Raw genomic sequence first — 12,876 nt, 5'->3', positions numbered from 1 at the left:
CGTTCAGGCGGCAAGCCACGCGAGCCCTAGGGCCTTGCCCGTGGCGTTCGCAGCCGTGATAAAGGCGATTGGCTTCTTTTCCAACTCCTTAGCGCTTACTCCCCCCGCGCCCCTTTTACCGCGATCGACGCCATGCCGACGACTATTTCAGCTGCGGCCCTTCGCGACCTGCACTTTCTCCACAGCCAGCTGGCCGACCTACGCGGCCGCCTGGAGCGAGGCCCCAAGCAAGTGATGGCCCACCGGGCGAATGTCGCCAAGCTCGAGACCGCGGTCGCCGAGTCTCACGAGTTGGTCAAGCAAACCCGTATGGCGGCCGACAAGAAGCAGCTCGACCTGAAGACCGACGAGGCCCGGATCGAGGGGTGGAAGGGCAAGCTCAACACCGCCAGCAGCAACAAGGAGTTCCAGACGCTCAAGGAGCAGATCGAAGCCGCCGAGATGGCCAGCAGCGTGGCCGAGGACGAGATCCTCGAGATGCTCGGCCGGGTCGACCAATACGTCGCCGGCGCCGCCAAGGCGGAAGCGACCCTGCAGGCGGGGCGCGACGAACTGGAGAAGGTCACCGCCAAAGTGAAGGAGACGGCCGCGAAGCTCCGCGACGAGATCGGCCGACTAGAGGTCCAGCTCACCACGGCCGAGAGCGCGCTCCCGTCGGAGTTCAAGGACGACTACGAACGCGTCATCCGCAGCAAAGGCGCCGACGGGCTGGCCGAGTCAGAAGGCGGCGTGTGTGGCGGCTGCGGCCAGTCGATTACGCTCAACATGCAGGGCGATCTGAAGCTCAACAAGCCGACATTCTGCAAGTCGTGCGGCTGCCTGCTCTACACGCCGGCGTCATGAGCGGGGCCTCGATCCCAGGGGCCAGGGGGGAGGGGGGAATCCCCCATCCGCCGGCATTTTAATTGCACACGCTTTAGCCAACGCTTGGCTCTTTACATCGCTACGCCGAATCGCGACAATCTCCTTTCGTAACACGAGCGGGACCCTCCGGACGCCAGGGGGTCCTGCTTCTTTTTTTGCCCAACCGCTTCTTCCCGACGAAGCCCACCGCGAACCGATCACGGCACGACCATGAGCGACATGCTCCCGATGACCCGCACCGGGTACGACAAACTGAAGGCCGAGCTCGAAGAGCTGGAAGACGTGAAGATGCCCGCGGTCGCGATTCGCATCGCCGAGGCCCGCGCCGAGGGGGACCTCAAAGAGAACACCGAGTACCACGGCGCCCGCGAGTCGCAGGGCATGCTGCAGGCGAAGATCAACCTGCTCAAAGACAAGCTCTCCCGCGCGTCGATTGTCGACATGTCCAAACTGCCCAAGGACGAGGTCGTGTTCGGCTGCACGGTGAAGGTGAAGGACCTCGACTTCGGCGACACCGAAGAGTTCACGATGGTCGGCGCCGGCGAGGAGGATTTCGACGAGGGCAAGATCAACATCACGAGCCCGCTCGCGAAGGGGCTCGTCGGCAAGAAGGTGGGCGAGGTGGCCGAGATCGAGGTGCCGGCCGGCGTGAACAAGTTTGAGATCCTCGAGATCTCTTTCGAGGACTGACGAGGTTGAACCGCCAAGTCGCCAAGAGCTCCAAGCCTGAACCGCCACTACCGCTGGAGGGGCCTCCGACCCCTCTTGCATCCTCTTGATTTATTGGCGCGTCTTGGCGTTTTTGGCGTCTTGGCGGTTCCTTAACGAAGCACCAGCCGCGTGGCCAAACCCCTTGCCGATCTCGCCGAGCGCAAAGCGCAGTCGAAGCGCGTGCTGCGGCGGCTCAAGGCGGATTACCCCGAGGTCGAGTGTGCGTTGGCGCACGACTCGCCCGAGCAATTGCTGGTGGCCACGATCCTCTCGGCCCAGTGCACCGACGCCCGGGTGAACATCGTCACCAAGGAGCTGTTCGCCAAGCACCCCACGCCGGCCGACCTTGCCAAGCTGCCGATCGCCCGGCTCGAGGGGTTTGTGAAGAGCACCGGTTTCTTCCGCAACAAGGCGAAGAACATCAAGGCGTGCTGCATCGAACTCGTCGAGAAGCACGGCGGCGAGGTCCCCCAAGACATGGACACCTTGGTCGGCCTGGCTGGGGTCGGCCGCAAGACGGCGAACGTGGTGCTAGGCACGGCGTTCGGCTTGGCCACGGGCGTGGTGGTCGACACGCACGTCGGCCGCCTCAGCCGTCGGACCGGTCTGACGGCCGAAAAAGACCCGGTGAAGGTCGAGCGCGGCTTAATGGAGATTCTCCCGCGCAAAGAGTGGGTCGACTTTTCGCACCGAATGATCTACCACGGACGTCAGATTTGCGACGCCCGCCGCCCGAAGTGCGACGAGTGCTCGATGCGGAAGTTCTGCCCCCAGATCGGCGTTTGAAATTGGGAACCGCCAAGTCCCCAAGGACGCCAAGGAAGAAGAATTGGACAGGATCAACGGGATGGGCATGATTCCAGCAAGAGCCTCATCCCGTCGATCCTGTCCAACAATAGCTTCTTGGCGTTCTTAGCGACTCGGCGGTTTCTATCCTGACAACTCACCAACGGCACACGCCATGATCTTATCGGGCCAAGAAATCCGCGGTCGCATGGGCGGCGACATCGTCATCGAGCCCTACGCCGAGGAGCGACTCAACCCGAACAGCTACAACTTGACGCTCCACAACGAGCTGATGGTCTACGAGGAGCTGGTCCTGGACATGGCCAAGGCCAACCGAGTGCGGCGGGTCGAGATCCCCGAGGAGGGATTGGTGCTCGGCCCGAACCAACTCTACCTGGGCCGCACCGTGGAGCGGACCACCACGCACAACCTCGTGCCGCAGATCGAAGGGCGTTCGTCGGTCGGCCGGCTGGGGCTCTTCGTCCACGTGACGGCGGGCTTTGGCGATGTGGGCTTCAGCGGCTTTTGGACACTCGAGATGTTCGCCGTCCAGCCGGTGCGGATCTACCCCGGCGTGCCGATCTGCCAGATCTTCTACCACGAGATCAAGGGCGAGATCACCGAGTACGCCAGCAAGTACCAGCACAACCGCGACATCCAGCCGAGCCTGCTGTTCGAAGAGATCCGCCCCGAGCAAGAAGGCGACCCCCAGTTGCCGCTCAACTTCGGCATCGAGCGGCCGCGCGCGACGACGTGAACGCGGTTTGTCTCCCTCCCCCACAGTGGGAGGGCATATGTCTGACTACATCACCGCGAAGTAGTTCTCGACCGCGAAGTCGAAGTTCTCGCGCGACATCACCGGCGGCTGCTTCACGTAGTGGCAGTAGTTGCGGATCTGCAACAACAAGTCGCGCGGCTGGCAGCAACGCATCGGCCGGTTCACAGCCAGGTAGTGTGTCTGGATCACGTAGTCGACCGCCTCCTGGTTGTACTCGACCTTCAAGATGCGGGCCATGATCTTCAGCAGCTCGCGGAAGGCGCTCTCCTCGGGGTCGACCACCTCGATCTTGTAGGGGATGCGTCGCAGGAACGCGTCGTCGACCAGGTCCTTCGGCTCGAGGTTCGTCGAGAAGATGATCAGCTGGTCGAACGGCACCTGGATCTTCTTGCCGCTCGACAGGTTGAGGAAGTCGTAGCGCTTCTCCAGCGGCACGATCCAGCGGTTGAGCAACTCGTCGGTCGTCATCCGCTGGCGTCCGAAGTCGTCGATCACGAGCGTGCCGCAGTTGCTCTTCATCTGCACGGGCGACTCGGAGACATTGGTCACGGTGTTGAGCGTCACCTCGAGCGAGTCCATCGTGAGCTCGCCGCCCACGACGATCGTGGGGCGCAGGATGCGGACCCAGCGGTGGTCGATCTTGCGGTCGTCGATCAAGCCCTCCGAAGCGGTGGGGGGCGCCTCCTCGTGCATGCTGGGGTCGAACAACCGCATGATCTCGCCGTCGATGCCGATCGCGCGTGGTATCCAAATGAACTCGCCGAAGGCCTTGGTCACCCGCTCGGCGATGCTCGTCTTGCCGTTGCCCGGCGCGCCGAACAGGAAAAGCCCGCGACCGGAGTTGATCGCCGGGCCGAGCCGCATGAGCATCTTCTTGTCGATCAGCAGGTCGTCGAACGCGCGGTGCAGGTCCTCCTCGGTGGGGTGCTGGTCGGCGATCGTTTGCTTGCTGACGCTGTCGACGTATTCCTTCAGCGGCACCGGGGCCGAGCCGAAGTAGGTGCAGTGCTCGGAGTACTTCTTGGCGAGATCGCGGCCCTTGCCGGTGAGGGTGTAAACGTAGTCGTTCATCACCGCGGCGTTCTTGTGCGCCACGAGCTGGTCGTCTTTCATGCCCTGCATCATCGGGTCGATGAGGCGGAAGGGCATTTTGACTTGATCGCAGAGGTCGCGGCCCGAGGCCTCGGCGCGGGCGCCGAGGTACTTGAGCACCAGCGCCTGCACCTCGCTCTCGCTGACGCCCGCCTCGCGGAACGAGTTGGGCTCGACCGGAAACCACGTCTCGCCTCCGCCGACAACGGCGTCGGCGTCTTGCGTTGCGGCTGCTTTCATGGCTTCCGGTTGTGCTGTGGCCGCGGGCGGTTGTTGGGGGGCGGGCTGCGGGCTGGGCTCTCCGGCGGGGGGGGCCGCTGGGCCGGCGGGGGAGATGCCTTCCATCTCCGAGTTGCTGGTGAGCTGGTGGATGCGGTCGAGCAAGGCCTCGAGACGGCCGTCGCCCGGTGGCCCTTCTCCCGCCTGCCGGTCGGCGGCGTCCATGATCACCGTGTCGTTGTCCGTGGCGGTGCGTGCTGGAAAAGACATGGGCGCTCGCGGGGCGTGAGATCGTGAAGGCGTGGGCTCGTGCGGCGTGGCGAGCCGCTCGGCGCAGCCCACGGTTAAGCTTAGGTCGCCCCCGGCGGGGAGCCGTGCGTTGGTTTGCCCGGGTCGAATCCGCCCGCCGACGCGTCGTACCGGTTGTGCGGGTGGCGAGGCCGACGACGGCTGGCTACGGCCGCTACTCGCGGGGATACGAAAAAACAGATGTTGGTTTGCTGCTTCTCGGGCCCTGCTCGGCGAGTGTGTGACATGCTTGTCCTGTAGTCCGTCGAGAATAGTCTCAAAGAACAACCTTTCCCGTTAGACGTCCCCCCCTATCAATATGCTCGAAGCCGCCACGCAGTCTCCCACGGCGCCAGCCGCAAGGCCCGTGGCGCCGAAATTCGAACCTCTCTTCGAGAAGCTCGGCAAGCTGGCGCCGTTGCCCGGGGTCGCGCACCGGGTGCTCGAGATCGTCGCCAACGACGATTCGTGCGCCGACGACCTGATCGAGGCGATCGAATGGGACGCCGCCATTTGCACCAGCGTCTTGCGATTGGCCAACTCGGCCCACTGCGGCCTGCGTCGTGGTGTGGCCGAACTCAAGGGCGCCGTCACCCTGCTGGGCTCCGACCGGGTCTGCAACCTGGCGGTCACCGCCTCGATGAAAAGCGTGCTCGGCAAGTCCGCCAAGACCGGGCCCCTCGACCAGCACCAGCTGTGGAAGCACTCGGTCTGCGTGGCCGCCTTGAGCCAAACGGTCGCCAAGCAATGCCAAACGGCGGACCCGGAAGAGGCGTTCCTCGCCGGGCTGCTGCACGACATCGGATTGATCGTGATGAACCAACACCTCATCAACGAAACCGAGCTGGTCTTCATCGAACTGCAGAACGGCACAGAGCTCACCGTGGCGGAGCAGTCCGTGCTCGGTTTTGACCACGCCCAGCTCGGCGCCCACCTAACGCGGTGCGCCCGCTTCCCCGACAGGTTGGTCCACTCGATCGACGCCCATCACCAGCCGCCCAGCAACTCCGGCGGGCGCCCCGGGTTACTCGACACGATCTCTTTGGCGAACTACTTGGCGACACGGCTCGGTGTGGGCTCGATCGCCAATCGCCGCCTGCCGCCGCCCGACGCGCAGCACCTCCAGCGGTTCGGCCTAGACCGCGACTCGCTCCGCGATCTCTGGTCCGAGGCCGAGCCGACCGTCGAGAAAGCGCTCGACATGGCCTCGGTCTAAGCGCCCGCCGCGGAGTCTGGCGATTCCTCAGGCCCCGGGATAGATTCGATATCTCTATCTCTGGCGCCTGAACGGCCTCTCGCGTCCGCCGCGCGGCTTTGCCCCTCGATCCTCTGATCCTTCACGTGCGACCCATGCAGATCGTCATCACCGCCGTTGGACCCGACAACCGAGGTTTGGCGGACCCGATCGTGCACTCGGTCACGAGTCTCGGCGCCAACATCGCCGAGATCCAGATGTACGACCACGACGCGGAGTCGGTGTTCTCGATGCTCACGCGCGTGGAGATCGATCCCGGCAAGCTCGACGTCGTCCGCGAGGCGATGGACCGCGTCGGCCACGACACCGGCCTGTCGGTGAGGACCTGGACCCCCGACATCACGGGCCGCAAGCCCCGGCTCGCGATCTGTGTGACCTACCGCCCGGAGACGCCGCTCGCCGTGCTGCGGGCGATCCGCGACGGGCACATCAAGGCGGAACCCGCCGTGATGATCAGCAACCGCAGCAAGCTGCGCGGCGTGGCCGAGCAGTTCGACGTGCCGTGGCGGCAGATCGGCGACGCGAGCGGCGACCCGGACGACGGCAAGCTGCTCGAGATCTGCGATGAGCTCGGTGTGGATTACATCGTGCTGGCGCGCTACATGCGCGTGTTGCCCGCCGCAAGCTGCTGGAGCTACGCCGGCGGCCGCATCATCAACCTGCACCACGGGCTGCTGCCGAGCTTCCCCGGCATCCGTCCTTACCACGACGCGCACCAGAACCGCATGCTCACCTACGGGGCGACGTGCCATTTCATCGTGCCGGAGCTCGACGCGGGCAACCAGATCATCAACCAGCAGGCGTTCACCGTGGCGCCGGGCGTGCCGCTCGACGAGATCGTCCGTCGCGGCCAAGAAGACAACGAGCCGAGCTGCCTGGTCGAGGGCGTGCGGCGTGTGGTCGAGCGCGAGGTGAGCCTGCACTTCAACCGCGTCGTTGCCGGCGGCGGTTGAGTCAATTTTTCAAAGGCGTTGCGGGCCGCGGGTGCGGTCCGGAGATTCTTTTGTAATCCCTACAAACGCCGGGGAAACCGGGGTTGCGGCGGTCTGACGCGCCCCCTATTCTCCCGCCGCCTCGGTGAGCGCCGGGGCGGTCTTCTACGCAGACCCATTTCAACTCAAGCGAATCGATCGAGCCGATCAGAGCCGCCCCGCACCCCGTGTGCGCGGCGCGTCTCCTTCGTTCGGCCTCGGGGTACCCTCACCTATGACCGATCTCGTCCGTACACGTCGCCCACATGCCGTGAGCCTCCGCCTTTTCGCTTGCCTCGCTACGATCGCCTTGGCGACCGCGGCGTCGGCGCAAGACGCCCCGATGGCCAGCGGCGCCGTGGTCGGCGGCCCGAGCGGTTACAGCTCGTCGGGGATGACGTACGTGCCCTCGACCGGCGATCACATCCGCGCCCGGTACAACACGCAGAGCTACGCCCAGGAGCTCGGCAACCTCGACATCGGCACGATGCGGACCTGGGAGTACGGCGACGGCATGCTGTTCTTCGACGGGCAGATGACGCTCAACGACGAGTCGCGGGTCGGTTACAACGTCGGCGGCGGCTACCGCTGGATGACGCTCCCCATGTTCCCCAACAGCCCGGACGACGCCAAGATCGCCGGCCTGAGCATCTGGGCCGACGGCTCCTCGACCGGCGGCTCGAACTTCTTCCCGCAGATCGGCCTCTCCGCCGAGCTGCTCGGCGACAAGCTCGATTTCCGCGCAAACGCCTACATCCCGGTCGGGCCTCGCACCCAAACCCGCGACTTCAGTCCCACCGGTGAGCTGAGCTACTCGGGCAACTTCCTCGGCATCGAGACGATGGGCGTCCGCGACACCGCGCTCAACGTGGGCGAGTTCGAGATCGCCCGCCGCGTGGGCAACCTCGAGGCTTGGGGCTTCGCCGGCGGCTACGGGCTCTCGGGCGGCGACTACGACGCGATGGGCGGCAAGATCGGCCTACGCGGCTACGCCACGCCCGACCTCGCGTTGCAGCTGGCCCTGACGAACGACGACGAGTTCGACACGAACGCCGTGTTCAGCCTCACCTGGTTCATCGGACGCACCCGCACCGACAACATGCCCAACGGCACGCTCGAGGACCGCTTCCGCGAACCGGTCATCCGCAACGACTACGTGGCCACGGCCCAAGACAGGGTCATGGCCGTCGAAGGCTTGCTGATGAACGCCGACAACGAGGAGTTCCGCATCGTCCACGTCGACTCGACGGCGGGCGCCGGCGGCGACGGCACGTTCGAGAACCCGTACGGCAGCCTCGCCGAGGCGGACGCCGGCAGCATGTCCGACGACATCATCCTGGCGCACGCCGGTTCGGCCTTCGCCAACGACCAGATCACGCTGCAAGAGGGGCAACGCCTGCTGGGCGAGGGCCTCTACACGAACCTCGCCGGCGTCCAGGCCAACGTGGAGCACACCATCACCGACGGCGATGGCGAGACCTTCACCTTGCCCGAGACCGCCACGAACGCCTTCGCCACCGCGGCGCCGACCGTCGACAACACCGGCATGGCGATCACCGCCATCACGCTGGGCGACGGCAACGAGGTCAACAATTTCAACATCACCGGCGGCACGACCGCGGTCGGCTCGGCCGCCTACCCGGGCGGCGGCGGCGACCCGACCATCAGGAACCTCGTCGCTTCGAGCACGACCGGCAACGGCATCGACCTGAACTCGTTCCTGCGGACCGACCCCGACTCGTTGGTCCAGTCGATCGAGTTCAACGTGCTGCTCGACGAGATCCAGATGAGCGACATCGGCGGAATCGGCATCGCCATCAACGGCAACGAGGACGGCGACACGAGCGGCTCGATCCTGCGGAACGAGAGCATCGCGATCTCGAACGTCGGGATCACGGGCGGCGCCGGCGTGGGCATGGACATCCGCAACACCGACGACGACACGATCACAACGATCGACAACTACGAGTACGACGGCGGGACGACCGGCCTGGGCGCCATGGCGTTCACGAACATCGACGGGCCCGCTATCAGCACAAACGTGGTCGTGACGAACAGCACGCTGACGGGCGGCGCCACGGGCGGCGTGGCCACCGGTGTGGCGATCAACTCCTCGGCGGGCAACTTCAGCTTCGACGGCACGAACTCGATCACGAACCTGAATGGCACGACCTTCGCCATCACCGGCGACGGCGGGTCGACAGTCGTCGAGGGCGACGTCACGGTCGGCGCCGACATCACGAACAGCGACGGCCTCGTGGCCGAGATCAGCGACCTCAATAGCGGCACCACGGACATCTCGTTCACGGGTGACATCGTGAGCGACAACGGCGGCGAGGGGATTAGCGTCCACACGAACCGCAACGCGAGCGTCGCGTTCTCGGGCGACGTGTCGCTCGGCGCCACCACGCAGCTGACCGGCGTGGGCGTCGACCTGGACGACAACGGCGCCGCGGCGAACGCCGACGCCGCCTCGGTCAACTTCACCGGCGGGCTGGCCATTCGCACGAACGGCGCCACCGGCTTCCAGGCCACGGGCGGCGGCACGGTGGGCGTGGCGGGCGACGCCAACACGATCAACTCCGCGACGGGCATCGGCCTCGACCTCGGCGGCGCGGCGGTCAACGACGCCGTGGCGATCGACGCGACCAACGGCCTGAACTTCGACTCGGTCAGCGCGAACAACGCCGCCAACGGCATCCGCCTGCGGAACGTGACCGGCGGCGCCATCGCGATCGGCGCCGACGACGCCACCGGCGCCGAGGGCGGCACGATCGGTTCGACCACCGGGGCCGGCGTGCTGGCCCACAACGTGGCCGACGCCACCTTCAACGGGGTGACCGTCACTTCCTCGGCGACCAACGCCTTCGAGGTCACCAGCGACAACACCGACGCGATGGCGGTGACCATCAACGACTCGACCGTCAACAGCGCGACGGGCGCCGGCTTGCGGATCGACGGCACGGCCGCCAACGCCGACAACATGACCATCGCCGCCACGAACCTGTCGATCGGCCCGGCGGCCCCGGGGCCGGCCAACGGCGTCTCGATCGCCAACTTCGGCTCGAGCAGCACGGCCGACTTCAACAACGTCGACATCGCGAACACGACGGGCGACAGCCTCGTGATCACGGACAACGAGGGCGACATCGACTTCGATTCCGACTCGTCGATCACCAACACCGCCGCTGGGGCCCGCGTCGTCAACATCACGGACCAAGCGGGAGGCACGATCAACATCGTCGCCTCGGTGGACGACACCACCGGGACGGGCGCCGGCATCAATGTCTCGGGCGGCACGGGAGGCACGACGATCTTCCGCGGCGCCACCACGCTCACCACCACCGCGGCAACGCCGGCGGTGAACCTCAACAACACGGGGCCGCACTCCACGCAGTTCCTGATGGACTCGACAAGCCCGCTGGAGATCGACAGCACCAACGGCGTCGGCTTCATGTCGCAGGGCACGGGCTCGGTCGTGGTCGCCGGCGAGGCGAACACGATCACCTCGGCGAACGCGGCCGCCCTGAGCATGACCGATTCGGCGGTTGGATCGGGCGGCGTGAACTTCTTCACGGTCGACTCGACCGGCGCCGCCAACGGCGTCGTGATCAACGGCACGACCGGCACGGAAGCGATCGCTCTGGGCAACGACACGACGGCGAGCACGCTGAGCTCAACCGCCGCGGCGATCAGCGTGACGAACGCCTCGAACGTCGACCTGCTCAACTTCGACGCCAGCACGACCGGCGCCACGGCGATCGCTGTGACCGGCGGCGCCGACTCGTCGAACGTCGAGCTCACCGCGGTCCGCACCGGAGCCGGCGAGGACATGACCGTCACCCACGCCGGGGCGGGCGCCCTGACGGTGACCGTCAACGACGAAGACACCGCGGGCGACTCGACGATCGAGAACGATCTGGTTGTCAGCCGCACCGGCACGGGCAACCTGACCGTCAACCTCGACGACGTGAACGTCAACGGCGAGGTGACCAACACGCTCTCGGGCGCCGGCGACTACACCCTGAACACCGGCGGCTCGACCGCGATCGTCGGCGACGTGACCACCACCTACTCCGGAGGCGGAGCGGGCGACGTGACCCTGGCGATCGACGACACGACGATCGGCGGCAACCTCACGAGCTCGCACGACGGGTCGGGCGACCTGACGCACCTGATCACGGGCGCCACGACCACGATCACGGGCAACTTCGACGCCGAGCACACCGGCACGGGCGACCTGACGAACACCGTCAACGCCGCCACGATCAGCGGGACCTACACCGCCGAACAGAGCGGCGCCGGCGGGGGCGACGTGTCGAATCTGCTCACCAACGCGAACATCAACGGTGCGTTCAGCACGTCGGTCTCCAACGCCGCAAGCACGGGCGCCCTGACGACCACCAGCACCGGAACCGACTTCGGCGCCGCCTACTCGACCACCCAAAGCGGCAACGGCGGGCACACGAGCTCGCTCACGGGTGGCACGGTGGTCGGCAACCAAACCGCCGCACACACCGGCGGGGCGCTCACCTACACCCTCAACAACGTCACCTCCTCGGGCAGCCTGACGATGACGCGTTCCGGCAACGGGGCGTCGAACGTCCAGCTGGTGAACGGTTCGCTGGCTATGAACGTCGACATCGACGCGGTCGGCAGCGGTCAGTTCGACTTCCTCGCCGACAACATCGACATCGGCGACAACGCCCTGGCCACGACCGCCCTGGACATCTCGCTGGCGGGCACGCTGGACGAGAACGACATCTCGATCACCAACTCGACCCTCACCGCGGGCGACGCCTCGGCGCTCAACCTCGCCTTTGCGGGCTCGAACCAGGACGTCCGCTTCGAGCTGTCCAACACCGACGTGACAAGAAACGCCGGCGCAGCGGGCGACATCGGCGTGATCGCGACCAGCAGCACGGCTCGACTCGACGCCACGGTTATCGGCTCGAACGTGTTTAGCGGGGTTGGCGCCGCCGCCTTCCAGATCGCCAACAACTCGGCCGGATCCGAGATCATGCTCAACCTCGACGGCGCCAGCGCCTCGGGAACCGGCACGATCGACCTGGTCAACACGAGCGCCACCCCGGCCGACTTCTCGATCCTCGCCGAGGACGATGCCGGTGTGGACGTGAACAACCGCAACAACGGCGACGTGACCTTCGAGGGCGCCTTCCCGGGCAATGTGGCCGACTTCTTGCTCGACCCGGACCTCGACGTCACCGCCCCGCAGAACTGATCGCAAGCACAACACGGCCCGCCGCGGCGGGCCTCTATCGCACTCCCCCCCGGAGGCGGGCGTGGGCGCCCTCTTGGCGCCCGCGGCCGCCTCTTTTTTTGCGCGCCGCTCGGCTATCCTAGACGGCATGCTATCGCGTGAACTCTCCTGCAAGGCGTGCGGCTGGCGCACCGTTTGTGGCCTGCCCGACCTCATCAGCCGCCTGCGACTGGTCGGCGTGCTGCGCCGTGCGGCGGAGCCGGCCGCGGGGCTCGTGGCCGAGTTGCTTCCCGACGCGGTCGGCCGGATGACCTGCCCGCGGTGCAAGGAGATCGGGCTCACGGCCGCCGAGGTCGAGCCCGATGACGACGCGGACGACTGGCTCGCCGCCGTGCTCTGCGAGCGGTGCCGCAAGCCGATCCCGCCCGAGCGCCTCGAGGCGTTGCCCGGCGCCAAGCGGTGCGTCGCCTGCCAGGGCGAGAGCGAGGCGCCCGGCGACGACGACGCGCTAGAGCCCGATTTCTGCCCCAAGTGCGGCGCTCTGGTCGAGCTGCGCGTGAGCCGCGGCGGCGGCCTCACCCGCTACCGCCAGTTCTGCACAGCCGGCTGCCGGATCTAGGTTCAGGTCATGCCCTGTAGGGAACGCCCTCTGCGGCGTTCCGGCCCGGGGTACCAGCGCCGCCTTCGGAAT

9 protein-coding genes are annotated in these 12,876 nt (G+C 66.4%); 8 read left to right on the top strand and 1 reads right to left on the bottom strand.

The features are described 5' to 3' along the window. Positions 1-132 precede the first annotated feature (132 nt). The 4 genes from Mal64_RS04115 (at position 133) to dcd (ending at position 3,118) form a co-directional block, all read left to right on the top strand. Complete coding sequence (locus tag Mal64_RS04115; protein ID WP_146397325.1) at positions 133-843, top strand: zinc ribbon domain-containing protein; 711 nt, start codon at positions 133-135, stop codon at positions 841-843. Between the two features lie 231 nt (positions 844-1,074). Then, positions 1,075-1,554, top strand: coding sequence for a transcription elongation factor GreA (gene greA / locus Mal64_RS04110; protein WP_146397323.1), 480 nt, complete (start codon positions 1,075-1,077; stop codon positions 1,552-1,554). Between the two features lie 150 nt (positions 1,555-1,704). Beyond that, complete coding sequence (gene nth, locus Mal64_RS04105) at positions 1,705-2,361, top strand: endonuclease III (protein WP_146397320.1); 657 nt, start codon at positions 1,705-1,707, stop codon at positions 2,359-2,361. Positions 2,362-2,536: 175 nt separating this feature from the next. After that, the gene (gene dcd, locus Mal64_RS04100) at positions 2,537-3,118 is read left to right on the top strand and encodes a dCTP deaminase (protein WP_146397318.1); all 582 of its coding nucleotides are present in this window, start codon (positions 2,537-2,539) and stop codon (positions 3,116-3,118) included. A 45-nt stretch (positions 3,119-3,163) separates the two neighbouring features. Here the strand turns inward: dcd and Mal64_RS04095 are convergent, their stop codons facing one another. Beyond that, the gene (locus Mal64_RS04095; protein ID WP_231993577.1) at positions 3,164-4,720 is read right to left on the bottom strand and encodes an AAA family ATPase; all 1,557 of its coding nucleotides are present in this window, start codon (positions 4,718-4,720) and stop codon (positions 3,164-3,166) included. A gap of 337 nt (positions 4,721-5,057) precedes the next feature. Here Mal64_RS04095 and Mal64_RS04090 point away from each other — a divergent pair, with 337 nt between their 5' ends. The 4 genes from Mal64_RS04090 (at position 5,058) to Mal64_RS04075 (ending at position 12,804) form a co-directional block, all read left to right on the top strand. Next, a complete protein-coding gene (locus Mal64_RS04090) occupies positions 5,058-5,954 on the top strand; it encodes an HDOD domain-containing protein (protein ID WP_146397316.1) in 897 nt (298 codons plus the stop codon). A 134-nt stretch (positions 5,955-6,088) separates the two neighbouring features. Then, positions 6,089-6,946 (top strand): formyltetrahydrofolate deformylase, encoded by an 858-nt coding sequence (locus tag Mal64_RS04085; protein ID WP_146397314.1) that lies wholly within the window; start codon positions 6,089-6,091, stop codon positions 6,944-6,946. A 289-nt stretch (positions 6,947-7,235) separates the two neighbouring features. Beyond that, the gene (locus Mal64_RS04080) at positions 7,236-12,206 is read left to right on the top strand and encodes a beta strand repeat-containing protein (protein WP_146397311.1); all 4,971 of its coding nucleotides are present in this window, start codon (positions 7,236-7,238) and stop codon (positions 12,204-12,206) included. 127 nt (positions 12,207-12,333) lie between these two features. Further along, positions 12,334-12,804 (top strand): TraR/DksA C4-type zinc finger protein, encoded by a 471-nt coding sequence (locus tag Mal64_RS04075; RefSeq protein WP_146397309.1) that lies wholly within the window; start codon positions 12,334-12,336, stop codon positions 12,802-12,804. The last annotated feature ends 72 nt before the right edge of the window (positions 12,805-12,876 follow it).

It is taken from the genome of Pseudobythopirellula maris (genome assembly GCF_007859945.1).
In the GTDB taxonomy this organism is placed as follows: domain Bacteria; phylum Planctomycetota; class Planctomycetia; order Pirellulales; family Lacipirellulaceae; genus Pseudobythopirellula; species Pseudobythopirellula maris.
Note: the sequence above shows the minus strand (reverse complement) of the source record. Positions and strands in the feature narration are given on the sequence as shown.

Bases quoted from the DNA above. Each gene is read 5' to 3' on its own strand.
- Mal64_RS04115 (WP_146397325.1), top strand. From the start codon at position 133: ATGCCGACGACTATTTCAGCTGCGGCCCTTCGCGACCTGCACTTTCTC.
- greA (WP_146397323.1), top strand. From the start codon at position 1,075: ATGAGCGACATGCTCCCGATGACCCGCACCGGGTACGACAAACTGAAG.
- dcd (WP_146397318.1), top strand. From the start codon at position 2,537: ATGATCTTATCGGGCCAAGAAATCCGCGGTCGCATGGGCGGCGACATC.
- Mal64_RS04095 (WP_231993577.1), bottom strand. From the start codon at position 4,720: ATGTCTTTTCCAGCACGCACCGCCACGGACAACGACACGGTGATCATG.
- Mal64_RS04090 (WP_146397316.1), top strand. From the start codon at position 5,058: ATGCTCGAAGCCGCCACGCAGTCTCCCACGGCGCCAGCCGCAAGGCCC.
- Mal64_RS04085 (WP_146397314.1), top strand. From the start codon at position 6,089: ATGCAGATCGTCATCACCGCCGTTGGACCCGACAACCGAGGTTTGGCG.
- Mal64_RS04075 (WP_146397309.1), top strand. From the start codon at position 12,334: ATGCTATCGCGTGAACTCTCCTGCAAGGCGTGCGGCTGGCGCACCGTT.